The organism is Enterobacter cloacae complex sp. 394F7, assembly GCF_057320385.1.
This window is the reverse complement of record NZ_JBXWCS010000004.1, coordinates 149,100-174,285: the sequence shown is the minus strand read 5'-3', so window position 1 is coordinate 174,285 and position 25,186 is coordinate 149,100. Positions and strand designations below refer to the sequence as shown.

26 protein-coding genes, 2 tRNA genes and 1 pseudogene are annotated in these 25,186 nt (G+C 54.7%); 15 read left to right on the top strand and 14 right to left on the bottom strand.

Features of this window, described 5'->3' with window-relative positions; translation table 11 throughout:
• Nucleotides 1–37: 37 nt before the first annotated feature.
• Both AC2FAK_RS07810 and AC2FAK_RS07805 read right to left on the bottom strand, forming a co-directional pair.
• Nucleotides 38–934: an aldo/keto reductase gene (locus tag AC2FAK_RS07810; RefSeq protein ID WP_038419214.1), complete on the bottom strand. Its 897-nt coding sequence runs from the start codon at nt 932–934 to the stop codon at nt 38–40.
• Nucleotides 935–982: 48 nt separating this feature from the next.
• The gene (locus AC2FAK_RS07805) at nt 983–1,222 is read right to left on the bottom strand and encodes a DUF1289 domain-containing protein (RefSeq protein WP_038420902.1); all 240 of its coding nucleotides are present in this window, start codon (nt 1,220–1,222) and stop codon (nt 983–985) included.
• Between the two features lie 148 nt (nt 1,223–1,370).
• Here AC2FAK_RS07805 and eptA point away from each other — a divergent pair, with 148 nt between their 5' ends.
• The 5 genes from eptA to rnt all read left to right on the top strand — a co-directional run bounded on the left by eptA (nt 1,371) and on the right by rnt (nt 6,043).
• The gene (gene eptA, locus AC2FAK_RS07800; RefSeq protein ID WP_058651521.1) at nt 1,371–2,996 is read left to right on the top strand and encodes a phosphoethanolamine transferase EptA; all 1,626 of its coding nucleotides are present in this window, start codon (nt 1,371–1,373) and stop codon (nt 2,994–2,996) included.
• Nucleotides 2,997–3,037: 41 nt separating this feature from the next.
• Complete coding sequence (locus tag AC2FAK_RS07795; RefSeq protein ID WP_028028082.1) at nt 3,038–3,637, top strand: TetR/AcrR family transcriptional regulator; 600 nt, start codon at nt 3,038–3,040, stop codon at nt 3,635–3,637.
• A 53-nt stretch (nt 3,638–3,690) separates the two neighbouring features.
• Nucleotides 3,691–4,788 carry an alkene reductase gene (gene nemA / locus AC2FAK_RS07790; protein WP_029882773.1) on the top strand — a complete coding sequence of 366 codons (1,098 nt, stop codon included), beginning with the start codon at nt 3,691–3,693 and terminating at the stop codon, nt 4,786–4,788.
• A gap of 100 nt (nt 4,789–4,888) precedes the next feature.
• A complete protein-coding gene (gene gloA / locus AC2FAK_RS07785) occupies nt 4,889–5,296 on the top strand; it encodes a lactoylglutathione lyase (protein WP_013096923.1) in 408 nt (135 codons plus the stop codon).
• 96 nt (nt 5,297–5,392) lie between these two features.
• Nucleotides 5,393–6,043: a ribonuclease T gene (gene rnt, locus AC2FAK_RS07780; protein WP_013096924.1), complete on the top strand. Its 651-nt coding sequence runs from the start codon at nt 5,393–5,395 to the stop codon at nt 6,041–6,043.
• Nucleotides 6,044–6,087: 44 nt separating this feature from the next.
• Here the strand turns inward: rnt and grxD are convergent, their stop codons facing one another.
• Nucleotides 6,088–6,435 carry a monothiol glutaredoxin 4 gene (grxD, locus tag AC2FAK_RS07775; protein WP_003832760.1) on the bottom strand — a complete coding sequence of 116 codons (348 nt, stop codon included), beginning with the start codon at nt 6,433–6,435 and terminating at the stop codon, nt 6,088–6,090.
• A 338-nt stretch (nt 6,436–6,773) separates the two neighbouring features.
• On the opposite strand from grxD, the gene AC2FAK_RS07770 reads away from it, so the two are divergent.
• Together AC2FAK_RS07770 and sodB are read left to right on the top strand one after the other, a co-directional pair.
• The gene (locus AC2FAK_RS07770) at nt 6,774–7,547 is read left to right on the top strand and encodes a C40 family peptidase (protein WP_029882772.1); all 774 of its coding nucleotides are present in this window, start codon (nt 6,774–6,776) and stop codon (nt 7,545–7,547) included.
• Nucleotides 7,548–7,669: 122 nt separating this feature from the next.
• Nucleotides 7,670–8,251, top strand: a complete 582-nt coding sequence (sodB, locus tag AC2FAK_RS07765; protein WP_013096926.1) for a superoxide dismutase [Fe] — start codon at nt 7,670–7,672, stop codon at nt 8,249–8,251.
• Between the two features lie 35 nt (nt 8,252–8,286).
• Here sodB and AC2FAK_RS07760 read toward each other — a convergent pair whose 3' ends face one another.
• Nucleotides 8,287–9,453 carry an MFS transporter gene (locus AC2FAK_RS07760; protein WP_023621710.1) on the bottom strand — a complete coding sequence of 389 codons (1,167 nt, stop codon included), beginning with the start codon at nt 9,451–9,453 and terminating at the stop codon, nt 8,287–8,289.
• 163 nt (nt 9,454–9,616) lie between these two features.
• Nucleotides 9,617–9,706 (bottom strand): cytochrome bd-I oxidase subunit CydH, encoded by a 90-nt coding sequence (gene cydH / locus AC2FAK_RS07755; protein ID WP_020688313.1) that lies wholly within the window; start codon nt 9,704–9,706, stop codon nt 9,617–9,619.
• A gap of 297 nt (nt 9,707–10,003) precedes the next feature.
• Between cydH and purR the strand changes: the two genes are divergently transcribed.
• Nucleotides 10,004–11,029 (top strand): HTH-type transcriptional repressor PurR, encoded by a 1,026-nt coding sequence (gene purR, locus AC2FAK_RS07750; RefSeq protein WP_013096929.1) that lies wholly within the window; start codon nt 10,004–10,006, stop codon nt 11,027–11,029.
• Between the two features lie 16 nt (nt 11,030–11,045).
• Here the strand turns inward: purR and punR are convergent, their stop codons facing one another.
• Nucleotides 11,046–11,957 (bottom strand): DNA-binding transcriptional activator PunR, encoded by a 912-nt coding sequence (gene punR / locus AC2FAK_RS07745; protein ID WP_013096930.1) that lies wholly within the window; start codon nt 11,955–11,957, stop codon nt 11,046–11,048.
• Between the two features lie 115 nt (nt 11,958–12,072).
• On the opposite strand from punR, the gene punC reads away from it, so the two are divergent.
• Nucleotides 12,073–13,272 (top strand): purine nucleoside transporter PunC, encoded by a 1,200-nt coding sequence (gene punC / locus AC2FAK_RS07740; RefSeq protein ID WP_095454804.1) that lies wholly within the window; start codon nt 12,073–12,075, stop codon nt 13,270–13,272.
• A 297-nt stretch (nt 13,273–13,569) separates the two neighbouring features.
• Complete coding sequence (gene cfa / locus AC2FAK_RS07735; RefSeq protein ID WP_013096932.1) at nt 13,570–14,718, top strand: cyclopropane fatty acyl phospholipid synthase; 1,149 nt, start codon at nt 13,570–13,572, stop codon at nt 14,716–14,718.
• Nucleotides 14,719–14,750: 32 nt separating this feature from the next.
• Here the strand turns inward: cfa and AC2FAK_RS07730 are convergent, their stop codons facing one another.
• Entirely contained in the window at nt 14,751–15,392 is a 642-nt protein-coding gene (locus AC2FAK_RS07730; RefSeq protein WP_040023023.1) for a riboflavin synthase, read from the bottom strand.
• A 226-nt stretch (nt 15,393–15,618) separates the two neighbouring features.
• Between AC2FAK_RS07730 and mdtK the strand changes: the two genes are divergently transcribed.
• The 4 genes from mdtK (at nt 15,619) to AC2FAK_RS07710 (ending at nt 19,019) form a co-directional block, all read left to right on the top strand.
• Nucleotides 15,619–16,992, top strand: coding sequence for an MdtK family multidrug efflux MATE transporter (gene mdtK, locus AC2FAK_RS07725; RefSeq protein ID WP_013096934.1), 1,374 nt, complete (start codon nt 15,619–15,621; stop codon nt 16,990–16,992).
• Nucleotides 16,993–17,145: 153 nt separating this feature from the next.
• Nucleotides 17,146–17,222, top strand: a tRNA-Val gene (locus AC2FAK_RS07720).
• A gap of 4 nt (nt 17,223–17,226) precedes the next feature.
• Nucleotides 17,227–17,303, top strand: a tRNA-Val gene (locus AC2FAK_RS07715).
• 120 nt (nt 17,304–17,423) lie between these two features.
• A complete protein-coding gene (locus tag AC2FAK_RS07710) occupies nt 17,424–19,019 on the top strand; it encodes an FAD-NAD(P)-binding protein (RefSeq protein WP_095454805.1) in 1,596 nt (531 codons plus the stop codon).
• A gap of 25 nt (nt 19,020–19,044) precedes the next feature.
• On the opposite strand, the gene AC2FAK_RS07705 is transcribed toward AC2FAK_RS07710, so the two are convergent.
• Both AC2FAK_RS07705 and AC2FAK_RS07700 read right to left on the bottom strand, forming a co-directional pair.
• Nucleotides 19,045–19,680: a carbonic anhydrase gene (locus AC2FAK_RS07705; RefSeq protein ID WP_013096936.1), complete on the bottom strand. Its 636-nt coding sequence runs from the start codon at nt 19,678–19,680 to the stop codon at nt 19,045–19,047.
• 72 nt (nt 19,681–19,752) lie between these two features.
• Nucleotides 19,753–20,534 (bottom strand): annotated as a pseudogene (locus AC2FAK_RS07700) (MBL fold metallo-hydrolase).
• Nucleotides 20,535–20,659: 125 nt separating this feature from the next.
• Between AC2FAK_RS07700 and AC2FAK_RS07695 the strand changes: the two are divergent.
• On the top strand, nt 20,660–20,800 hold the full coding sequence (locus AC2FAK_RS07695; RefSeq protein WP_013096938.1) for a hypothetical protein: 141 nt from the start codon (nt 20,660–20,662) through the stop codon (nt 20,798–20,800).
• 37 nt (nt 20,801–20,837) lie between these two features.
• On the opposite strand, the gene AC2FAK_RS07690 is transcribed toward AC2FAK_RS07695, so the two are convergent.
• The 5 genes from AC2FAK_RS07690 to AC2FAK_RS07670 all read right to left on the bottom strand — a co-directional run bounded on the left by AC2FAK_RS07690 (nt 20,838) and on the right by AC2FAK_RS07670 (nt 25,131).
• A complete protein-coding gene (locus tag AC2FAK_RS07690) occupies nt 20,838–21,317 on the bottom strand; it encodes a GlcG/HbpS family heme-binding protein (protein ID WP_095454806.1) in 480 nt (159 codons plus the stop codon).
• Nucleotides 21,318–21,407: 90 nt separating this feature from the next.
• Nucleotides 21,408–22,019, bottom strand: coding sequence for a response regulator transcription factor (locus tag AC2FAK_RS07685; protein WP_094084173.1), 612 nt, complete (start codon nt 22,017–22,019; stop codon nt 21,408–21,410).
• Nucleotides 22,012–23,340: a sensor histidine kinase gene (locus AC2FAK_RS07680; RefSeq protein ID WP_095454807.1), complete on the bottom strand. Its 1,329-nt coding sequence runs from the start codon at nt 23,338–23,340 to the stop codon at nt 22,012–22,014. Before AC2FAK_RS07680 ends, AC2FAK_RS07685 begins: the two co-directional genes overlap by 8 nt.
• Before the next feature lie 72 nt (nt 23,341–23,412).
• Nucleotides 23,413–24,819: a DUF1996 domain-containing protein gene (locus AC2FAK_RS07675; RefSeq protein WP_095454808.1), complete on the bottom strand. Its 1,407-nt coding sequence runs from the start codon at nt 24,817–24,819 to the stop codon at nt 23,413–23,415.
• 144 nt (nt 24,820–24,963) lie between these two features.
• Entirely contained in the window at nt 24,964–25,131 is a 168-nt protein-coding gene (locus tag AC2FAK_RS07670; protein WP_038419198.1) for a hypothetical protein, read from the bottom strand.
• Nucleotides 25,132–25,186: the final 55 nt, after the last annotated feature.

The window sequence follows — 25,186 nt, the reverse complement described above, 5'->3', positions numbered from 1 at the left end:
GGCAAAGATTTCACCGGAAAGTCACATTTTTACCGGTTTACGGTACGTCGTAACCGAGCGCAGCTTTGCGGATGCGGAACCACTGCTGACGGCTCATCTGCAGCTCTTCAGCCGCCAGGGCAGAACGCACGCGTTCAATTTTACCGGAACCAATGATCGGTAGCGGTTTCGACGGCAGACGCAGGATCCACGCGTAAACCACCTGTTCGATGTTCTCAGCGTTCAGTTCACGGGCAATGGTTTCCAGCTCATTGCGCAGCGGCTGGAATTCATCGTCATTGAACAGACGACCGCCACCAAGGCAAGACCACGCCATAGGACGGATGCGCAGCTGTTGCAGCTGATCGAGCGTACCATCCAGCAACAATGGCTGATGCACCGGGGAGATTTCCACCTGGTTGGTGGCCAGGGTAAAGGGCAGACGAGACTGCAGCAGCGCAAACTGCGCCGGGGTAAAGTTTGAGACGCCAAAATGACGCACTTTGCCGCTTTGATGCAGCGTCAGGAAGGCTTCAGCGACCTCATCGGCATCCATTAACGGGTCGGGACGGTGGATCAGCAGCAGGTCGATATGATCCGTTGCCAGGTTCACCAGCGACTGCTCGGCGCTTTTGATGATGTGTGCGCTATCGGTAATGTAATGACCAAGGGTATGTTCAGGTTTTGCCGTCGTGGCAATACCGCATTTGGTGACAATTTCCATCCGCTTACGCAGCGCCGGAACCAGCTTGAGGGCTTCTCCGAACGCCGCTTCACACGCATAGCCGCCATAAATGTCAGCATGATCGACGGTGGTGATCCCTAAATCGAGGTGCTCCTCAATGAAGCTCGCCAGTTGCAGGGGGGACATATTCCAGTCCATCAGGCGCCAGTAACCCATCACAAAGCGGGAGAATTCTGGCCCCTGGGGGGCAAGGGTAATACGCTGAACCATAACATTTTCCTCAAGGAAGTGATGTCATGAGTATACGCAATAAGCGTGTTAAAACAGTGAAGGTTGCTGGGGTTCTTCGGTTTCACCCGGCTTGTTTGCACGTATTTTGCGCAGAAACCGCTGGCGGCAGAGGCGAAGCACCTCCTGCTTTTGCATGTCGCTGAAATTTTGCCAGTTAAACCGCTCGTCGCGGGTACGCATACACCCACGGCAATAACCGCGTTCATCCACCTGACAAATCCCCCGGCACGGGCTCTGGATGGGGAAAAACTCCAGCTGCTCTGCCACGTTCACCTCCGAATACCGACACTCACCTACAGTGAAGACGTTAAACGCCCCACGTGCAAGGGCTTTACCACAGTTTTGTGGCATTAAGGTTTCACTAATCTTCCCTCTCTATACTCGCCTCATCAATATGATGACAGGTTTCTTTTCGATGTGGTTAACGAAGAAGTTACAGTGTAACGATATAAAATTCACTCTGGGTTGTGCGCTTTTCTTTACGCTGATAAACGCACTGTTTATTCAACGTAGCTGGGCCATTATTGCCCCGGCAAGGCTTCACGATATTCTTTTTGCCGCGTCCGTGCCGCTGGTGCTGTTCTGCGGCTGGGTGATTGTCTTCAGCCTGCTCAATATCCCCTTTATCCGTAAGCCGCTGCTGATCGTCTTAACCGTCGGCTGTGCCGCGGCAACGTACTTTATGTATACCTATGGCGCGGTTATCGATCAGAACATGATTGTTAACGTGTTCGAAACCAACTCTCAGGAAGCCACAGCGCTGGTCACGCCGCAGATGATTCTGTGGATTGTCATAGCAGGACTGGTTCCTTCCGTGGTGTTGGCGATGACGCGTATTCAAACCGGAAAATGGTGGTATGCGCTGCTGATGCGCGTTGCCGCCATGCTTGGCGCCCTGCTGGTGATCATCCTCGTCGCCGCCGTGTTTTATAAAGATTATGCGTCGCTGTTTCGCAACAATAAGAGCATCGTCAAGATGGTCACCCCTGCTAACTACGTCAGCGCCATGATGAAATACAGCAAAATGCGCTGGTTCGAAGGTGACCAAACGCTGGTGCGTATAGGTGAAGATGCGCATAAAGGCCCGCTGATTGCAGGTCAGAACAAGAAAACGGTTCTGGTGCTGGTTGTCGGTGAAGCCTCACGTGCCGCGAACTACTCGCTGAATGGTTATGGCCGTGAAACGAACCCGGAACTGAAAAAGCAGGATGTCATCAACTTCCCGCAGGCCACGTCATGCGGCACCGAAACGGCCGTTTCCGTTCCCTGCATGTTCTCCGGGATGACGCGCAGCAAATACGATGCCGACCTGGCGCATCACCAGGAAGGGTTGCTCGATGTGCTCAAACACGCGGGAATCAACCTGCTGTGGCGTGACAATGACGGCGGCTGTAAAGGTGCCTGCGACCGCGTACCCCATACCGATATGACCCAGTGGAACCTGGATCAGTTCTGCAAAGACAAGTCCTGTATTGATGATGTGAACTTCTACCGTCTCGACAACGTGCTGGACGGCCTGAAACAGGACACCGTACTGGTTATCCACCTGATGGGCAGCCACGGCCCGGCTTACTATCACCGTTACCCGGACAATTTCCGCAAATTCACCCCAACCTGCGAAACCAATGAGATTCAGGATTGCGATCACCAGGCGCTGATGAATACCTATGACAACACCATTCTGTATACCGACAGCGTGGTTAGCAAAACCATTGATGCGCTGAAGGCACGTCAGGCGAATATGAACACCGCGCTGATTTACCTTTCCGACCACGGCGAATCGCTGGGCGAAAGCGGAATTTATCTGCACGGCACGCCGTACATGCTGGCGCCAGAGCAACAAACGCACATTCCGTTTATGTTCTGGTTATCACCGGACTACGCGAAAAATTTTGGTATCAACGCGCAGTGCCTGCGCGACTACGCAGCAAAAAATGCGGTTTCGCAGGATAATCTGTTCTCTACCGTACTGGGTATGATGGATGTGAAATCAACGGTTTATCAGCAGCAACTGGATATTCTGAACGCATGTCGTCAGTAAACGCCCTTGCAATAGACCGAACGGTCTATTAGAGTTTGGCCATGAGCAGAAATACTGAACACGATACACGCGAACATTTACTGGCGACCGGCGAGCGGCTTTGCATGCATCGCGGGTTTACCGGTATGGGGTTAAGCGAGTTACTTAAAACCGCTGAAGTGCCAAAGGGGTCGTTTTATCACTACTTCCGATCCAAAGAGGCGTTTGGCGTGGCGATGCTGGAGAGGCACTATGCCAGCTACCATCAACGCCTGGCCACCCATTTCGCCAGTGGTGAAGGAAACTATCGGGATCGTGTTCTCAACTACTATCAGGAAACGCTGAACCAGTTCTGTCAGCAGGGCATTATCAGCGGATGCCTGACGGTAAAACTCTCTGCAGAAGTGTGCGATCTCTCCGAAGATATGCGTGCGGCAATGGATAAAGGTGCCAGCGGCGTGATCGCCCTGCTGGCGCAGGCGCTTGAGAATGGCCGCCGTGAAAAAACGCTGGCCTTCGCCGGTGAGGCGTTAACCCAGGCGCAGGTTTTATATTCGCTCTGGTTAGGGGCGAACCTGCAGGCCAAAATTTCCCGCAGTGCCGTGCCGCTGGAAAGCGCACTGGCACATGTTAATAGCAGCATTACTGCGCCTGGCGTGTAGCAGGCGTTTTTATTTACTTAATTACTAGTCGACTGGTCTACTCAGGAGTCGTTATGTCAGCTGAAAAACTTTTCACCCCACTGAAAGTGGGCGCCGTCACCGCACCAAACCGCGTGTTTATGGCCCCACTCACCCGTCTGCGCAGCATTGAGCCGGGTGATATCCCAACCCCACTGATGGGTGAATACTATCGTCAGCGCGCCAGCTCTGGCCTCATCATCACTGAAGCCACGCAGATTTCCGCACAGGCGAAGGGATATGCCGGCGCACCAGGCCTGCACAGCCCGGAGCAGATTGCCGCCTGGAAGAAAATCACCGCTGGCGTTCACGCCGAAGAGGGTCGCATTGCGGTTCAGCTGTGGCACACCGGTCGTATCTCTCACAGCAGCATTCAGCCTGGCGGTCAGGCGCCGGTTTCCGCGTCGGCCCTGAATGCGAATACCCGCACTTCCCTGCGCGATGAAAACGGTAACGCGATCCGCGTCGATACCTCAACGCCACGCGCCCTTGAGCTGGATGAGATCCCGGGTATCGTGAACGATTTCCGTCAGGCCGTAGCTAACGCCCGCGAAGCCGGTTTTGATCTGGTTGAACTGCATTCCGCGCACGGTTACCTCCTGCACCAGTTCCTTTCACCGTCGTCCAACCACCGCACTGACCAGTACGGCGGCAGCGTCGAAAACCGCGCCCGTCTGGTGCTGGAAGTGGTTGATGCCGTTTGTCAGGAGTGGAGCCCGGACCGTATTGGTATTCGCGTCTCCCCAATCGGTACGTTCCAGAACGTCGACAACGGTCCGAACGAAGAAGCGGACGCGCTGTATCTGATTGAAGAACTGGCGAAACGCGGTATCGCGTATCTGCACATGTCCGAGCCGGACTGGGCCGGTGGTCAGCCTTACTCTGAGGCTTTCCGCCAGAAAGTGCGCGAGCGTTTCCACGGGGTGATCATCGGTGCGGGGGCCTATACGCCTGAGAAAGCCGAAGATCTGATTAATAAAGGGTTGATCGACGCCGTGGCCTTTGGTCGTGATTACATTGCCAACCCGGACCTGGTTGCCCGTCTGCAGCAGAAAGCAGCGCTGAACCCACAGCGCCCGGAAAGCTTCTACGGCGGCGGCGCGGAAGGCTATACCGACTACCCTACGCTGTAATCTCTCCGTTGTGCATTGATAGCGGCGGCCTTTCGCCGCTATACTAAAACATCGTTTCTGTTCAAAAAGATACACTACTCCATTGGTTAATGAGGAAATTATGCGCCTACTTCACACCATGCTGCGCGTTGGCGATCTGCAACGTTCCATCGATTTCTACACTAACGTACTGGGTATGAAGCTGCTGCGCACCAGCGAAAACCCGGAATACAAATACTCGCTGGCATTCGTGGGTTACGGCCCGGAAACGGATGAAGCGGTTATCGAGCTGACCTATAACTGGGGCGTCGACAGCTATGAGCTGGGCACGGCCTATGGCCACATCGCGCTGGAAGTGGACAACGCGGCAGAAGCCTGTGAACGCATTCGCAGCAACGGTGGCAACGTCACGCGTGAAGCGGGCCCGGTAAAAGGCGGCACCACCGTGATTGCGTTTGTTGAAGATCCAGACGGTTATAAAATCGAGCTGATTGAAGCCAAAGACGCCGGTCGCGGTCTGGGCAACTGATCCCTCAGGGCGCACTATGCGCCCGTTGTTTTACTGCATCCCACGCCAAAATTTGCCATAATGCGCTCTGCTTTTTTCCCCTTGTAAGAGACCCTGATGTCCGATAACGCTCAACTTACCGGTCTGTGCGACCGTTTTCGTGGTTTTTATCCTGTTGTCATTGATGTCGAAACAGCCGGATTTAACGCTAAAACCGATGCGCTGCTTGAAATTGCCGCCATCACGCTGAAGATGGATGAAGAGGGCTGGCTTACACCGGACACCACGCTGCATTTCCACGTTGAGCCCTTTGAAGGCGCAAACCTGCAGCCAGAGGCGCTGGCGTTTAATGGCATCGATCCGCATAACCCGCTGCGCGGTGCGGTGAGCGAATATGATGCGCTGCACGCCATTTTCAAAATGGTGCGTAAAGGCATGAAAGAGAGCAACTGCAGCCGCGCCATTATGGTGGCGCATAACGCCACGTTCGATCACAGCTTTACGATGGCCGCCGCCGAGCGAGCCTCTCTTAAGCGTAACCCCTTCCACCCGTTTGTGACCTTTGACACCGCCGCACTGAGTGGCCTGGCGCTGGGACAAACGGTCCTGTCAAAAGCCTGTATTACGGCCGGGATTGAGTTTGACGGCACGCAGGCGCACTCCGCGCTGTATGATACGGAGCGCACCGCAGAGCTGTTCTGTGAAATAGTCAACCGCTGGAAGCGTCTGGGCGGCTGGCCGCTGGCGATGGGCGACAGCGAAGAATAAAAAAAAGCGACCTCTTAAGGTCGCTTTTTTATTTGCGCAGAAAATTACTCTGCGTCCGGCTCTTCGGTTTTGTACTTCGCCGCCGTCTCTTTGATCAGCTGCTGCAGTTCGCCGCGCTGATACATTTCAATCAGGATATCGCAACCGCCAACCAGTTCACCGTCGACCCACAGCTGCGGGAACGTCGGCCAGTTCGCGTATTTTGGCAGCTCAGCGCGGATGTCCGGGTTTTGCAGGATATCAACGTAAGCAAAACGTTCACCACAGGCAGACAGCGCCTGAACCGCTTGCGCGGAGAAGCCACAGCTTGGCAGCTTCGGAGAACCTTTCATATACAGCAGAATTGGGTTTTCAGCGATCTGGCGCTGGATTTTTTCAATAGTGGTGCTCATGTCTTGCTTCCTTTAACTTCTGTTACGGCATTAGTCTGACATTGTAGCGGTTCAGACTGGCATCGGAAAATAACATTTTTGTCACGTATAGCTATTTTATCGCGAGTGGCGAAAAGTTGCATTGTAAATGGTGCTTAACCCTGCGGCAGGCAGGGTTTTGCTTAGGGCGTGAACAATTGTGCGACAAATCGATGAATTTTTTTGCACTTGCTAACGAAACAGGTTTTTAGATTGAAAAATGCTATTAACTTCTCGGGTTTTTATGGATTAGAATCGACGGGCTTTGTAAATCACACGCGGGTATTATTGATGACCTGCATTTATCAGGGGACTGCCCAGTGGCGCGGATAAATAAAATCTCGATCACGCTCTGTGCTTTACTGTTTACATCACTCTCTTTCACGCCAGCGGCAAACGCCTCTCAACAGGCGCGGCACTCTGCTGTGCAAAAAACGCATCTGGCAAAAACCACAGAACGTAAAAAAAAGACTACCAGTAAGAACGAAAAGAAAAAAACAACCGCTCAAACGAAAAAGACCGCCTCCAGCAAATCGAAATCAACATCTTCCCGCACTGCCCTCGCATCGAAACGTAAAGCCTCAAAAACTGCTGCCAACCTCGTAACGGAAAAATGCACCACGCGCAAAGGGCATAAAGCCAAATGCACGAAAGTGACAAAAATTGCCGACGCGCATAAGGTTCGGGTACAGAAAGCGCAAAAAACGGCGATGAATAAGCTGATGGGGCAAATTGGGAAACCGTATCGCTGGGGTGGCACCTCTCCCCGCACCGGTTTTGACTGCAGCGGGCTGGTGTATTACGCCTATAAAGATCTGGTGAAATTCCGCATTCCGCGCACCGCCAATGAAATGTACCACCTGCGCGACGCCGCCCCCGTTAACCGTGGCGAGCTGCAAAATGGCGATCTGGTCTTCTTCCGCACCCAGGGTCGCGGTACGGCTGATCACGTCGGCGTGTATGTGGGTAACGGGAAGTTTATTCAGTCCCCACGAAGCGGTCAGGACATTCAGATCACCTCGCTTAGCGAAGACTACTGGGTGCGTCACTACGTCGGCGCACGCCGCGTCATGACGCCGAAAACCATCCGCTAAACCCTGCCCTGCCGTCACCACGGCAGGGTAAGTTCCTCTTTTGCATACCCTTTCAATTTGCTATCCTGTCCTTGTTGTCTGTGTGGTTATTGGCAACGCAAAATACAATAAGGAGAGAAGCAATGTCGTTCGAATTACCTGCACTACCGTATGCAAAAGACGCCCTGGCACCGCACATTTCTGCGGAAACCCTGGAATATCATTACGGCAAACATCACCAGACCTATGTCACCAACCTGAACAACCTGATCAAGGGCACCGATTTTGAAGGCAAAACGCTGGAAGAGATCGTCCGCAGTTCAGACGGTGGCGTATTCAACAACGCTGCTCAGGTGTGGAACCACACCTTCTACTGGCACTGCCTGGCACCAAATGCTGGTGGCGAGCCGACCGGTGAACTGGCTACTGCGATTAACGCCGCCTTTGGCAGCTTTGCGGAGTTCAAAGCGAAATTTACCGATGCCGCAATCAAAAACTTCGGTTCTGGCTGGACATGGCTGGTAAAAGAGGCCGATGGCAAACTGGCTATCGTCTCCACGTCTAACGCGGGTACACCACTGACCACCAGCGCGACACCGCTGATGACCGTGGATGTCTGGGAACACGCGTACTACATTGATTACCGTAACGCGCGTCCTAACTACCTGGAGCACTTCTGGGCACTGGTTAACTGGGACTTTGTGGCGAAGAACTTCGCCGCGTAAGAGAGACGCAGAAGGGTTTCCCCTTCTGCGTTTTTTTATTCGGCAGCACAGGCCGCTTCAGGCTGTTTACGACCCGACATCATCACTAACAGCAGGCCAAGCGCGGCAATAATGGCCCCCATCACCGGCACAAAGCTGTATCCCAGACCACCCGAAATCACAGCACCGCCCGCTGCGGCACCGAGCGCATTGCCCAGGTTGAACGCACCAATATTCACCGACGATGAAAGACCCGGCGCCTCATGCGCGACGCGCATTACGCGCATCTGCAGCGGCGGAACCACGGCAAAAGTGGCCGCACCCCAGACGACCATCGCAATGGCCGCGCCAAACTCATTACGCGCCAGCCAGGGAATGGCAATCATGATGACAATCAGCAGGGTCAGAAAACCCTTCAGCGTTCCGCTCACGGAGCGGTCAGCAAATTTCCCGCCCAGATAGTTACCAATCGAGAAGCCCACGCCAATCAGCACCAGCATCGCGGTGATAAAGATCGGCGTCGCGTGAGTGATGTCATGCAGCACCGGCGAAATATAGGTGTAAAGGGTAAACATCGCCCCGGCACCCAGCACGGTGGTGAGCAGCGCCGAGAGCACCTGCGGACGCATCAGTACCGACAGCTCTTTACGTACCTCAGGACGCTCACCAGCGCTGCCTTTCGGCAGAGAGAAGAACAACGCCACCATCGCGACAACGCCCAGTACGGCGGTTGCGAGGAACGACATACGCCAGCCAATGACCTCACCCAGCCAGGTGGCCGCAGGAACGCCGCCAATGTTGGCGATGGTCAGGCCCATAAACATGGTTGCCACGGCACTCGCCTGCTTGTGTTTGGGCACCACGCTTGCCGCCACCACCGACCCCAGCCCAAAGAAAGCGCCGTGGTTAAGGCTTGTCAGAATGCGTGACAGCATCAGCGTGGTGTAATCCGGCGAAATGGCGGAGAGCACGTTGCCAAGGGTAAAGATAGCCATCAGGAAAATCAGCGCATTGCGGCGCGCTCGGTGGGAAAGCAACAGCGTCATCAGCGGTGCCCCTACCATCACACCAATGGCATAGGCGCTGATTAACATCCCGGCTGCAGGGATAGAGACGTCCACACCGCGGGCGATAACCGGTAAGAGTCCCATAGGGGAAAATTCAGTGGTGCCAATCCCAAAAGCGCCAATCGCCAGGGCCAGCAGGGGAAAATTGATTTTCATGCGTCAACTCCGGATGCCGTGTCATGTGGTGACACAGAACAAAGAAGCCGAAAGCATGACATCAATCACAAAAAATGAGAAGTTAACAAATTGGCAAAAGATTTTTGCCGGAGATGTAACAATCAGGACGAGCGGGAGAGAGCGAACGCCCCCTCCGCGTAAATCAGTGCAGTGCAGCCGTCAGACCTGCAGCAACAATCAGCGCCAGCACAATAACGGTGGTGAACAGCGAAAACTTCAGATCGGAACTCATCAATTTTTCTCCTTTTAATCCCCCCACGAAAAGTGAGCTTGCTCATTTTTACACAATTTACGTCAAAAATCTTCCAGGATTTAAACGGATAACCACTTTAGCTCTTCCCCTTTTCATCAAGATAGGACAAAATTCCACGCTAAATTTATTAGCGTACCGGCCATTGACCCCCTCCTGACGTCCCGTGTCGTTTTCCTGGCGTGCCGCAATTCAAAATTGCGTGATAAGGGTGAGAGAAGGCAAACGTTTACCTTCAAGGTTTTCAGGAGTTTAGGATATGGTCTGGAGTGACATTTAATGGCAACAATTAAAGACGTAGCAAAACGCGCAAACGTTTCCACTACAACCGTATCACATGTAATTAACAAAACCCGCTTCGTGGCGGAAGAGACGCGCAACGCCGTCTGGGCGGCAATCAAAGAGCTGCACTACTCGCCGAGTGCCGTTGCGCGTAGCCTTAAAGTTAATCACACCAAATCCATTGGTTTGCTGGCGACCAGCAGTGAAGCGGCCTATTTTGCCGAAATCATCGAAGCGGTTGAGAAAAACTGCTTCCAGAAAGGCTATACCCTTATCCTCGGCAACGCGTGGAACAATATTGAAAAACAGCGCGCCTATCTGTCGATGATGGCGCAAAAACGCGTGGATGGCCTTCTGGTGATGTGTTCCGAATACCCGGAATCTGTCCTTTCCATGCTGGAAGAGTATCGTCATATCCCAATGGTGGTGATGGACTGGGGCGAAGCGCGCGCCGACTTTACCGACTCCGTCATCGATAACGCCTTCGAAGGCGGTTATATGGCGGGTCGCTATCTGATTGAACGCGGTCACCGTGAAATAGGCGTGATCCCGGGGCCGCTTGAGCGCAACACCGGTGCTGGCCGTCTGGCCGGGTTTATGAAGGCGATGGAAGAAGCGCTGATCACCGTGCCGGAAAACTGGATCGTGCAGGGCGACTTTGAGCCGGAGTCTGGCTACCGCGCCATGCAGCAGATCGTTTCTCAGCCGCATCGTCCAACGGCGGTGTTCTGCGGCGGGGACATCATGGCGATGGGGGCCCTGTGTGCAGCCGATGAGCTGGGCCTGCGCGTGCCGCAGGATATTTCCGTGATCGGCTATGACAACGTGCGCAACGCGCGCTTCTTCACGCCTGCGCTGACCACCATCCACCAGCCGAAGGACTCCCTCGGTGAAACGGCCTTCAATATGCTGATGGACAGGATCGTCAACAAACGTGAAGAGTCGCAGTCCATTGAAGTTCACCCGCGCCTTATCGAGCGCCGTTCCGTTGCGGATGGTCCATTCCGCGACTACCGTCGTTAATCTCGTGTGGAGCCAGCTAAGCTGGCTCCCGTAGCCATTCCCGGTTAAGCGTTTCGCTGTCTCCCAGATAATCCAGTAGCCATGCCATGGCGGGCGACACATCATTTTGTTGCCACGTCAGGCAGCAGGCCGCATCCGGGAACGGATTCTCCAGCGTCAGCTCGACCCATTCACCGGTATCGATTCTCGGCTTAGCGAAATGGACGGGAACCATCGCGACGCACAGCCCGGCGCTGAGGCAGGTCGCGGAGGATTCCCAGTCCGGCGCTACCACCCGCCGCTGGTTATCAAGAAGCCAGGTAATACGTTTTGGCAACGAGCGCGAGGTATCCTCCAGCACCAGCGACGGCCAGTTGCGCAGCGTGTCGTCACTCAGCGGTCCCTCCAGGGCAGCCAGCGGATGATCGTGTGCCACGACGCATTTCCAGCTCAACATGCCCATATCGCGAAACGCATAGCGCCCCCCGACGGGGATCGCCTGGGTTGCGCCAATCGCCATCTCTGCCCTGCCGTCCGCCAGCGCGTCCCAGACCCCGTTGAATACCTCCTGCGAGACACGAAGTTCAACGTCTGAAAAATGGCGATAGAAATCCACGATCATCTGCCGGGTACGCTCCGGCTTAACGATATTGTCCACGGCGATGGAAAGATGTCCGCGCCAGCCGTTGGCGATCTGCTGGCACTGTTCGCGAGTGATCTGCATTTTTTTGATAACAGAACGCCCTTCTTTCAAAAACCACGCGCCAGCAGGCGTTAATTCCACATCGCGATGCCGCCGTTCGAACAGCGGAACCGCCAGCCACTCTTCAAGCTGCCGCACCGTGTAGCTGATAGCCGAAGGGACGCGGTGCAACTCCTGTGCCGCACCGCTAAAGCTGCCGTTACGCGCGACAGCATCCACCACTTCAAGAGAATAATCTGACCACATTTTCTGCCTGCAAAAAATTTGAATGCAACCGCCAAATATTAGCGTTTCACAACCCGCTTTGCACTCCCTACACTCTGCGCCAGTGTCTACCTGCCTCCTCAAGGAGAATAAAACAATGCAACCCAGGAATGGATTTTTAGTCTGGCTCGGCGGTTTGAGCGTGCTGGGCTTTTTGGCCACCGATATGTACCTGCCCGCGTTTGCGGCGATGCAGGAAGATCTGCAAACGCCAGCCGCGGCCATCAGCGCCAGCCTGAGTTTGTTCCTCGCCGGTTTTGCCATCGCACAGCTGCTCTGGGGCCCGCTCTCCGATCGCTTCGGGCGTAAACCGGTGCTGTTACTGGGCCTGGCCATTTTTGCCGCAGGCTGCCTGGGAATGTTATGGGTACGCGATGCGACCTGGCTGCTGGTGCTGCGCTTTGTTCAGGCCGTCGGCGTCTGTGCCGCGGCGGTAACCTGGCAGGCTCTCGTGACCGACTACTACCCGGCCAACCGTACCAACCGCATTTTCGCCACCATTATGCCGCTGGTTGGCCTGTCACCCGCCCTCGCTCCCCTGCTGGGCAGCTGGATCCTCGCGCACTTTGACTGGCAGGCCATTTTTGCCACGCTGTTTGCCATCACCCTGGTACTGATGCTGCCAGCGTTTGCCCTCAAGCCCGCGCATCAAAAAGAGGTGCATGCTGACGCCAAACCGATCACGTTCCTCTCCCTGCTGAGCGCCAAAGCGTATCGTGGTAACGTCCTGGTCTATGCCGCCTGCTCGGCGAGCTTCTTCGCCTGGCTCACCGGCTCGCCGTTTATTCTGCACGATATGGGGTACAGCCCGGCCGCCATTGGCCTGAGCTATGTCCCGCAGACCATCGCCTTCCTGCTGGGCGGATACGGCTGCCGTGCGGCGCTGCATAAATGGGAAGGCCAGCAGATGCTGCCCTGGCTGCTGGCGCTGTTTGCCTTGAGCGTGGGCGCGACCTGGGCCGTTGGGTTTATTCCAGGCGTCGGTCTGGCGGAAATTTTGATTCCGTTCTGCGTGATGGCGGTGGCTAACGGTGCCATTTATCCTATCGTGGTCGCACAGGCGTTACGTCCTTTCCCGCAGGCGACAGGACGCGCCGCGGCGCTGCAAAATACCCTGCAGCTCGGCCTGTGCTTCCTGGCAAGCCTGGTGGTGTCAGCGCTGATTGCCACCCCGCTGTTAACTACCACCAGCGTGATGCTGGTCACCGTTGCGCTGGCAGGCTTAGGCTATCGCATGCAGTCATCAGCGCATCGTGAGCAGAATGAAGAGGTTCAGAGAGAAACATCACATGCCTGATTACGCGGGGAATTATGCTTAAAGCAATTAATTAGCCAGCTAACAATTTTCTGTTGAATCACCAAATTTTAGGCCTATACTAAATTTGGTTCGATTAATTACGATAAATATTAAGTGTTAACGGGAGCCGGAGTGCTCCCGTTTTACCATGGAAGGCATTTCGGCAAGGGATATCTCCCTTCCTCTGTTCTACGTCGGATACTAGCCTCGCGGTATTTACCGTGAGATTTCTCACAAACCATAAAAAGCGTCTACGCTGTTTGAAGGTTCTGATCACAGTAAGGTGATGGAGAAGCTATGAGTTCATCGTGTATAGAAGAAGTCAGCGTTCCGGACGATAACTGGTCCCGGATCGTCAGTGAACTGTTAGGTCGTGCAGGCATCACTATCAACGGATCTTCACCCTCCGATCCGCAGGTCAAACATCCCGATTTTTTTAAACGCGTGCTGCGCGAGGGATCGTTAGGGCTGGGCGAAAGCTATATGGATGGCTGGTGGGATTGCGAGCGGCTGGATATTTTCTTTGCCAGCGTGTTGCGCGCCGGTCTGGAGAACCAGCTCCCCCGCAATATAAAAGATACGTTGCGCGTCGCCTCCGCCCGTTTGTTCAATCTGCAAAGCAAAAAGCGGGCGTGGATCGTGGGCAAAGAGCACTACGACCTCGGTAACGATTTGTTCAGCCGCATGCTGGATCCCTTCATGCAATACTCCTGCGCCTACTGGAAAAAGGCGACAACCCTCGAAGAAGCCCAGCAGGATAAACTGCGTCTGATTAGCGAGAAACTGCAGCTGCAGCCCGGCATGCGTGTGCTGGATATCGGCTGTGGCTGGGGCGGTCTGGCGTATTTTATGGCGAAGCACTACGGCGTCAGCGTGGTCGGCGTAACCATTTCAGCCGAACAGCAAAAAATGGCCCGGGAGCGCTGCCAGGGTCTCGACGTTGATATCCGTCTGCAGGATTACCGCGACCTCAACGAGCAGTTTGATCGCATTGTTTCCGTGGGCATGTTTGAGCACGTGGGGCCGAAAAATTACGACACCTATTTTGAGGTGGTGGATCGTAATTTAAAACCCGACGGCATTTTCCTGCTGCACACCATAGGCTCTAAGCGCACGGACAATAACGTTGACCCGTGGATCAATAAATACATCTTTCCGAATGGCTGTTTGCCTTCCGTTCGCCAGATTGCCAACGCCAGCGAAAGCCACTTCATTATGGAAGACTGGCATAACTTTGGCGCGGATTACGACACCACGCTTATGGCGTGGCATGAACGTTTCCAGCAAGCGTGGCCTGAGATTGCAGACAACTATTCTGAACGATTTAAACGGATGTTCAGCTATTATCTGAATGCCTGCGCAGGTGCGTTCCGCGCGCGTGATATTCAGCTCTGGCAGGTGGTCTTCAGTCGCGGGATTGAACATGGCTTACGTGTGCCGCGCTAAAAAATAACCCCGGATATCCGGGGTTATTTTTTTTATTCTTCTTCGGTGGCCTTTATTATGGCCGCCTCTTTCGCCGCCAGCACACGCTCGACGGTATCCACCACCGCCTGGGTTTGCGGATCGATTTCGATATTCACACGCTGCCCCAGTTTTTTCGCCCCCAGCGTCGTACGCTGTAGCGTTTCCGGAATTAAATGCACGCAAAAACGCGTCGGCGTCACTTCTCCGACCGTCAGGCTAATCCCATCAATACCAATAAATCCTTTATACAGGATGTATTTCATTAATGACGGATCCTGCACTTTAAACCAGATTTGACGGTTATTTTCAGAGGTGACAATTTTCGCCACTTCGGCGGTGGTCATGATATGGCCCGACATCAGGTGGCCGCCAATTTCATCGCTGAACTTCGCCGCACGCTCTACGTTTACGGTATCGCCCACCACCAGTTCGCCCAGGTTGGTGATACGCAGCGTTTCTTTCATTAAATCAAAGCTAATCTGGTTGCCATGAATTTCGGTCACCGTCAGGCAGCAGCCGTTATGCGCAACCGAGGCACCGGTTTCGATGCCATCCAGCATATATTCTGGCAGCTCAACGACGTGGGTACGGAAATTAGGTTTTTCATCAATGGACACCACTTTAGCGGTGCCCTGCACAATACCAGTAAACATGCTTACAACTCCTGTATTTTCCGGACGGTGGTGACACCGTTTAATCCCACCACAATAACAGTTGGAAATACAGGTTGCCAGAGCAGCGCATTTTCTGGCGATTTTTTCACTAGATTAATAGCTAAAGCCCGCTACAATAGCTGGCACCCCCTCTGCTTTTTCTTCTTGCTGCCAGTTACGGCGGCTTTTTTAGTCTCTCATATAACTACAAAATAAAGGTGTTCACGTGCAGAAGTACATGAATGAAGCGCGGCAGTTATTGGCACTGGCTATCCCGGTGATCATCGCGCAGGTGGCCCAGACCGCAATGGGATTTGTGGATACGGTGATGGCCGGTGGCTACAGCGCCACCGATATGGCCGCCGTGGCAATCGGAACCTCTATCTGGCTTCCGGCCATTCTCTTCGGTCACGGCCTGCTGCTGGCACTCACGCCGGTTATCGCCCAGCTGAATGGTTCCGGCCGACGTGAACGTATCGCCCATCAGGTGCGCCAGGGCTTTTGGCTGGCTGGATTTGTCTCCGTACTGATTATGATCGTGCTCTGGAACGCCGGGCATATCATTCGCGCCATGCATAATATCGACCCGGCTCTGGCAGACAAAGCCGTGGGGTATCTGCGCGCCCTGCTCTGGGGTGTACCGGGTTATCTCTTCTTCCAGGTGGCGCGTAACCAGTGCGAAGGCCTGGCAAAAACCAAGCCGGGGATGGTCATGGGCTTTATCGGTTTACTGGTCAACATTCCGGTGAACTATATCTTTATTTACGGCCATTTTGGTATGCCGGAGCTTGGCGGCGTAGGCTGCGGCGTGGCAACAGCGGCGGTGTACTGGGTGATGTTCTTTAGCATACTCACCTTTGTTAAACACGCCCGCTCCCTGCGTGATATCCGTAATGAGCGTTCATTCAGCACGCCGGACTGGCACATTATGATGCGTCTGGTCCAGCTGGGGCTGCCCATTGCGCTGGCACTGTTCTTCGAAGTGACTCTGTTTGCCGTGGTCGCCCTGCTGGTCTCGCCGCTGGGCATTGTGAACGTGGCCGGACACCAGATTGCGCTGAACTTCAGCTCGCTGATGTTCGTCCTGCCGATGTCGCTGGCGGCCGCGGTCACCATCCGCGTCGGCTTTCGTCTGGGGCAAGGTTCAACCCTTGATGCACAAACGGCTGCACGCACCGGGCTCGGCGTGGGTGTCTGTATGGCGGTCTGCACCGCGCTTTTCACCGTCGCACTGCGGGAGCAAATTGCCCTGCTCTACAATGACAACCCGGAAGTGGTGATGCTGGCATCGCATCTGATGCTGCTGGCAGCGGTATACCAGATCTCTGACTCCATCCAGGTGATCGGCAGCGGCGTACTGCGTGGTTATAAAGATACCCGCTCCATCTTCTTTATTACCTTCATCGCCTACTGGGTGTTGGGTCTGCCGAGCGGTTACATTCTCGCGCTCACCGATCTGGTGGTGGATCGTATGGGGCCCGCGGGGTTCTGGATCGGCTTTATCATCGGTCTGACCTCTGCGGCTATCATGATGATGCTGCGTATGCGCTTCCTGCAGCGTCAGCCATCCACGGTAATTTTGCAACGCGCCGCACGTTAAATACACAGTAGCCGCCTGCTGGCGGCTACTTTCTCTTCACTTTGCGCGGTAATGAAGCAATCGCGTGAAATCAGAGAGAAAAATGCATTTTGCCTCTTGCCACTGCGGTGCTGTGCCGCTAATATTCGTCCCCGTTGTCACCGACAACACGTTGCGTTCATAGCTCAGTTGGTTAGAGCACCACCTTGACATGGTGGGGGTCGTTGGTTCGAGTCCAATTGAACGCACCATTCTGCGTCCGTAGCTCAGTTGGTTAGAGCACCACCTTGACATGGTGGGGGTCGGTGGTTCGAGTCCACTCGGACGCACCATTTCAGTCCTGAAATGGTGCAAATCCTCTTCTTGTAGTCTGAATAATCCCAATCGTCTGATTTTTTACGCTTTCTCCTGCTACGCTTTTCATATGACAAAAAAAAGCAGGAACAGTGTCGATGAAAAAAATCGCCATTATCGGCTCCGGCCCCACAGGGATTTATACCTTTTACGCGCTCCTGAAGCATAAAACGCCACTGGCCGTTTCCATTTTCGAAAAAGCCGAGGAAGCGGGCGTGGGCATGCCCTACCGAATTGATGAAAACTCGCGTCTGATGCTGGCGAATATTGCCAGCATTGAAATCCCACCCGTTTTTATGACCTACCTCGACTGGTTAAAAGAGCAGAGTGCAGCCCATCTCGCCCGCTATCACGTCGATAAAGCTTCCCTGCACGACCGGCAGTTTCTGCCCCGAATCCTGCTGGGGGAATATTTTCGCGACAGTTTTCTCAGGGTGGTCAAAGAGGCCCGCAGGCTCGGATTTCAGGTCGATATCCATGAATCCGCCGAGGTGACGGATATCGCCACCGACAAAGACGGCGTTACGCTTTCGGTAAATAACAGCCGCTTACCTGAACGCTTCAACCTTGCCGTCATCGCCACCGGCCACGTCTGGCCTGATGAGGATGAGGCCACGCGCACCTTCTTCCCAAGCCCCTGGTCCGGGTTGATGGACGCCGATATCCCAGCCTGTCGAGTGGGGATTATGGGGACCTCATTAAGCGGACTGGACGCCGCCATGGCGGTTGTTATGCAGCATGGCGCCTTTGTTGATGACAAATTCGTTCTGGATAAAGGCAGCGAGGCGTTAAAAATAGTTCTCATGTCCCGGACAGGCATTCTGCCTGAGGCCGATTTTTACTGCCCTGTTCCTTACGAGCCGCTGTCGGTATTAACTGAATTTGTCGTTGAGAATGAAATCGCCAAAGGGTCTGACGGCCTGCTGGATCGTATTTTTACCCTGATGGTAAAAGAGCTGGAACTCGCCGACCCGACATGGTGTGAGAAAATCGGGCTGCACGCCCTGGATGCGGACACCCTTCGCGATGCCTGGTTTGAGGACCGCAAACAGCACGGCCCGTTTAGCTGGGCAGAAACCAATCTAAATGAGGTCGAACGTAACAAACGTGAGCGGCGAACGGTGCCCTGGCGCTACACCGTGCTTCGGTTGCACGAGGTGGTTCAGGAGATCGTGCCGCATCTTAATGAACAGGACCAGGAACGCTTCAAACAGGGGCTGGCAAGGGTGTTTATCGACAACTACGCCGCCATTCCACCGCAGTCTATCCGTCGGCTGCTTGCGCTGCGCGAGGCCGGGATCATCAGCGTTGTCGCATTAGGTGATGATTACACGCTGGATGTCGGTCGTGCCCAGACGGCGATCGCGACTGAAGACAACACCTATCTCTTTGACGTGTTTATTGATGCCCGCGGGCAAAAACCGCTGAAAACAGAGGATCTGCCTTTCCCGACACTGCGCAAACAGCTGCAGGCGACAGGCGACGAGATCCCTGATATTGGCGAGGATTACACGCTTAAAGCACCAGAAACGGTGCGCGGGAGAATCGCGTTTGGCGCGATACCGTGGCTGATGCACGATCATCCCTTCGTTCAGGGACTGGCCGAGTGTGCGGAGATTGCCGGGTCGATGGCGAAAGCGGCAGAGAAACCCGCTTCAGGGTTACGCAGGAGATTGCCGTATTTCGATAGCTGACAGGGCTTCCATGCCCTGATCGTCATTATTCGAAGAACACTTCCGGGTTCTCTGACAGAGAAACGAAGGTTTTCGTCGCTTTATCCAGCGCACGAATTTCACCGCTCTCAATGTCATACACCCAGCCGTGCAGGCGAAGGGCGTTATTGCGCAGACCCACAGCAACGGATGGATGGGTTTTGATGTTGCTCAGCTGCGCAAAGACGTTCTCCTGCACCATTGCATTCACTTTGTCGATCGGCTGATCCCAGCTTTTCTTCTCCACCACCGCTTTAGCGGCATCAGAATAACGCAACCAGTGGGAGACGGCAGGCATCGGCTCGAGGTTCGCGTTATCCGCAATCGCCTTCATCGCCCCACAGTTGGAGTGACCGCAAATCACAATATCCGTCACGCCCAGCGCCACAACGGCATATTCGATGGTTGCGGAGACACCGCCCGGCTCTGGCCCGAACGGCGGCACAATGTTGCCAGCATTTCGAATGACAAAGAGCTGTCCTGGCTCTTGCTGAGTGACCAGTTCTGGTACCAGACGGCTGTCGGAGCATGAGATGAACAGCGCTTTGGGATTCTGGCTGGACGCTAAACTGCGGAAGAGCTCTTTACGTTGCGGGAAAATCTCTTTTTGAAAGTTGAGGAAACCTTCAATGATATGTTGCATAGCAATTTCTCTTTTATCTGTTGTAGTTTAGGTATGATCGGGATCACACTCGTGAAGTTTACCCATCGTGCTTTACCTGAGACAAGCAATATATTTCTGGCCCGACCGCTGCACAATCTCGTCCGCGTTTGCCGGGATGTTTTGTCCCTCAAAGGCACCGTACAGACGGGCAAACTTTTTGCCTTCCAGAAGACCGGTAATCCGCTCAACGGTACGGGCTGGCAGCGGCAGCATATTCGGGTAGCTCCACATAAACGAAACGGCGTCTTTTCCGGGCGTGACCTGAAGAATATCCCCCGCCAGCAATACGCCTTCGCCCTCCTGCCAGTGCAGCACCGTACCGCCTGCAAAATGCCCCCCAGACGCAACAAGGTGACCGACGGAAATAGTTCCAGCGTATCCCCTTCCCAGAACTGAATGGCAGGACTGCCGCGCATGACCCACTCTCTGTCGCTGGCGTGCAGGTACACCGGTGCATTAAATGCCGCAGCCCATGTCTGCATGGTGGTGTAATAGTGTGGGTGCGAGATCGCAATCGCGCTGATGCCGCCGAGCGCGGTAATGAGCGTTTTGGTTGCCGGGTCGAGGTTGGCAATACAGTCCCAGAGAATATTGCCGTGTGGGGTACGCAAAAGCAGCGCGCGCTGGTTAATCGCAAAGGCAGGCACCGTTTTGATACTCAACAGCTGTGGCTCCAGCTGCTGCCATTTGTTGCTGTGGGTGGAAGTCACGGTAGCAAAGTCAATCCACGCCTGGCCGCTGTGCGGAACATACTGGCGTTCATCCTCGCAAATCGGGCATGTTTCCGGCGTGGTGTCATACGCAGTACCGCAGGTTTTGCAGAGTGTCATCATGTGCATTCCTCAGCCATAAAGCAGAGAGTATGGCAGGGATTGTCCATATGTGCTGCGAGGTACATTGCTGGCCTTTTTTGCCCTATACTGTGCCAGTATCAAAAACTGAACAAAGCAGGTGCCACATGGAAATTGATCTCGAAAACCTGGTCTTTAACGGACTGGATGAAGCAGAAGAGCGTAATGCGGAACGTCTGGACGACGCAGATAAAAAAGCCCAGGCGATAGTTGCAGATGACGACTGCGGCGATGCCTGCAAGATCTGATGAAAAAGCACCGGTTAACCCGGTGCTTTTTTTTATGTTACTTTTTCAGCCCGTCAATGGCCGCCTGCGCGCAGGCTTCATCAAGATGACCGCCCGGCGCACCGCCGATGCCAATCGCCCCAATCACCTCATCGTCCTCTTTCACCGGCAGGCCGCCCGCCAGCAGCAGGAAGCCCGGAATATCACGCATGTTTTGCGCGCCGGCGTTGCTCTGCGCCGCTTCCATCACTTTGCCTGAGGCATTCTTTGCGCTGAGCGCCGTCCAGGCTTTCATTTCGCTGGCTTTAACCGTATGAGGACCGGCATTGTCCGTACGCTGCACGGCTTTCACCACGCCCGCACGGTCAACCACGGTGACCGTCACCTGATAATTCTTTGCCGTACACGCCTGAATGGCGGACGTGGCCAGCGCATTCGCCTGCGCCAGCGAGAGACTCTTTTGGTTTAACGTATCGGCTTGTGCCGTCAGACTTACGCTACCTGCGGCCAGTGCCGCAACCATCATTAATTTTTTCATCGCACTTCCTCGCGTGTTGGGATACGTGGCAGAGCGTACCCCGCCGGGCGATGAAACATAATTCGGTTGAATACGCACTCAACCTGGTAGTTATACGGATTGCAATTTATCGTATTCGCGTATTGCCTGAACCAGACTGCCAACGCCAAGCTTGGTAAACGCCGCCGCGCGGTGCGCTTCCACCGTCCGTGGCGAGAGATTCAGCCGGGCGGCCACCTCTTTGTTGCTGAGCCCTTTCATCAACTCCCCCAGCACCTCATGCTCCCGCGCGGTTAATTGTGCGAAGCGCGCTTTCACCCGGGAGGTTTCCTGCCAGCCGGCAAACCGGCGCTGACTATCCTCAAAGGCTAACCCTACCGTTTCGATAAGCTTATCGGCATCCAGCGGCTTGGTGAAAAACTCAAACACGCCGTTACGAAATGCCCGACGACAGGCATCTACGGTCCCGTGCCCGGTCATGATGATCACCGGCAGCAGGGGCCAGGGCCATTTCCCCTCCTCAAGCCAGGTGAGCCCGCCTTTGCCCGGCATCCGCATATCCAGCAGCATGCAGCCTACCAGCTCTGTGTCCCGTGCATGGGCCGCGGTAAAGGCATCAACGCTTTCAAACGTCCTGACCGGCCACCCCATGCCCGAAAGCAAAAACGCCATCGACTCTCTGATGGATTCATCATCATCAATCAGCCAGATTGTGTTATCCAACCGTAGCCTCCTTTCCGTTTGCCAGTTGTAGCCGGATCTCTGCCCCGCCCTGCGGTGCATTGCCCAGCGTAATCGATCCATTCATACGCGTCATCAATGATTCCGTTAAGGTCATTCCCAGGCCTATGCCCTCTTCCCGGCCGCTGTAAAACGGCATAAAGGCATTTTGTAACGCCTCCAGGCTAAAGCCTGGCCCGCCGTCCGTCACGGTAATCTGAATGCCGCTTTCGGTTTTGTGGCTTTCAATCTTTACCCAGCCAGCAGGACTCGCCTGTTGGGCCTGAATCGCATTGCTGAGCAGATTATGCAGCACCTGCTCCAGCCAGAGCGGGTCGGCCAGCACGGTGGTGGCCCCGGGGGCAAACGCATGGCTGACCGAGATATGCTCAGCCCTGCGCTCATGCTCAAGTAAGTTCACCACCTGCAGCCAGCATGCTGCCAGATCGGTTTCCCGCAGGGTGACTTTCTCCTTCACAACGTGCTCGCGAAAACGGGTTAATAATGCGCTAATACGCTGCGTTTGCGTCAGCGCAGCCGACAGCGCCTGCGACACGGCCTGGCCGTTTTCCTGCTGTAACTGACGCTGTGCGCCCTGGATCCACGTCTGGACGGCGGTCAGCGGCTGGTTTATCTCATGTACAATACCGGCGGTGATCTCCCCCAGGGTATTGAGCCTGGCGTGCTGGTAATAGCGCGCCCTTTGCTCGGCGTCTTTACGTGCTTTACGCTGCCAGAGCACCACGCTTACCAGCGCAATCACTATCCCCCAGCCGATAAACAACAAGGGGTAAACAGACCAGCGGACGCCAAACCAGTCCGGCCGGGAATCCGCTTCGAGCGTAAAAGGTTGCGTATGTTGCGGGAAGGTGCGTTGCCAGTGCCAGAATGCGTCAGAGGGCCGTTCTTCCCCGGTCGGTATGAAGCGGATCCCCAGATGGGTAAACGGATGATGCGCATTCAGAATCGGGCCGAGATCCACCCGCACGCGGATCTGACGCCAGGGGTTATAAAGCCAGTACTGCATCTCGTGGGCAGGCTCCACCCGCGCCGCATCCAGTGGGCGTCCCGTCGTTTTTTCCAGCGCGAGCAGATGGGGGAATTTTTTGCGCAGGGCGGCAATGTCTTCATCGCCATTCAGAAGCGGTAAGACCGATTCATTTTGCGTCAGGACCGCGCTTAATTCGGAAAATAACGCCGAGAACTCACGGTCTCGCTCCCAGAACTGACGGCGAATTTGTTCGGCGTAGAGCAGTACGCCGCTGAGTGTGCACGCTATCGCCCAAAGAACGATAGCGCGTTTCATCATGCTGTTGGTGGTCATTGCGTTAACAGGGACAGTGGCGAATGCCGAGACCTTACCAGCTAACCCTGTTAAGAACAAAAAAACGTAGGGTCAGACCTCCGGCGTATGTTTAAAGCCAGTCAGCATGAGCATTAACCCGTCTGGTGATGAGGCTGGTTCAAACTGATAATGATTCCCCTGGCGATCGCCACCGATATACCACGAGATCTCGGTTTTCCCTTCCGCCAGCGCCTTACGCACGGCTTTATCCACGTCGACCATCCGGTATTCACGAACATGGTTCAGATAAAGCACGGCATCGGAACGGTAATTACAGGCCGGACGCGACGACCACTTCACGGTCGCAGGATCCCAGTCATTACTGGCCGGATAAAAGAAAATCTGATCGGCCCCATTGTTTTCTACCTTCCCACCGAAAATACGGACGCGGTATTTAAACAAGGACGGATCCTGCCCGGCGGGCAGCGGCGGGATATGGAATTTTACCAGGCTCAGCGTCTCGCTGTTTTTTGTGCGTCCACCGTTCTGCCAGTTATCTTCTACCAGTAACACCTGCGGTGAAGGCTGAGAGATGTTCGGTTCAAGACTGCTGAGCCAGACATTGGCCTTCGCCATAGAATAACCATAGGGCACGGTTGAACCACAATCCATACCGCGGTTCATGCAGCGTTCGGTCATAAAGCGGGCGGCATCGTCCGTCCAGCCGTTCATGAAATCGGCATGCGCCGTGTAGAGGCTACCCCAGCGTTCTTCACGTTCAGCCCCCTGCATCACCGGATCGAGCGACAGTTGCGCCTGACGGGTGTCCAGGCGGGTAATACCATGCAGCACGTAAGCCACATTCATATTAACCGTTGGAATTTTTACCGGGAACGCGCTCGGGCACTGGCCGTTAACGTCATACGCCGCATTGGCCAGACCGTGGTCGGGCTTCAGATTCACACCGTCCCAGCAGTTCGGAAATTGAATGCCAATATTAAACTGGACGGCATCGTTAGCTTTACGCAGCCCGCACACCTCCCCGATTTTGCTGCTATAGCCATTCCCGTTCGCGCATAAAAAGCTGATATGGGGGTTGGGCGTGCTGCCGTGATGATCCCCGGCGAGCAGCGACAGCCCGGCCGGGAACGGGTGCAAGGGATAGGCATCAACCTTCGAGGCCTGATAATAGGTTTTTTGATAGGCCGGTTTGACCACCGTTCCGTCGGGTAATCTCAGAGAAGGCGCCCAGTAGGCAGAGCCGTCGGCCTTGTTATCACAGGTCGTCTCTTCGTGCTGGCGCAAGGTTTCCCGGGTTGAAAAGGCATCGGTATGGGTATTGCCAAAGAAATCGTGCCACATGGCCTGGTTGGGCATACCAAACATCATGATGGCGTCATCGCCGAGGGTGTGGGAGTAACTGCAGACCACATGCGCCTGTGGCCCGGCATGGGCTGCCTGCATGGCAATCAGTAACGCTGTGGTTAAAAGGGCGGGCGTGAATACAGTCCGTTTCATCTTCATCTCCATCTGTGAAAGGAGATATTGGTAACAAAACGGTTTGCGTTAACCGAGGATTTCCCAGCGTATTTTTCCGCTCATCCACGCTTTACAGCATCGAGGCACAGCTCATTCCAGTACATTTCGCGCGTGCGGCGCAGTTCAGCGTGACGTTTTATCATGGAACCACTCCGGGTCAATGTTGGCCACGTCCACGCCATACAGACTGGCGACAGGCAGTATCGACTCAAGAACACGTTGCGCGCTGTTCTCCGCATTCGCGGGCCGGGCCGCAAAAAACCGCCGTAACGTGCTTATCCACTTTTTCATCGTCTGTACCCCTCTCGCTTTACCTGCCTACAGTTAAACACCCAAATTCCACGCC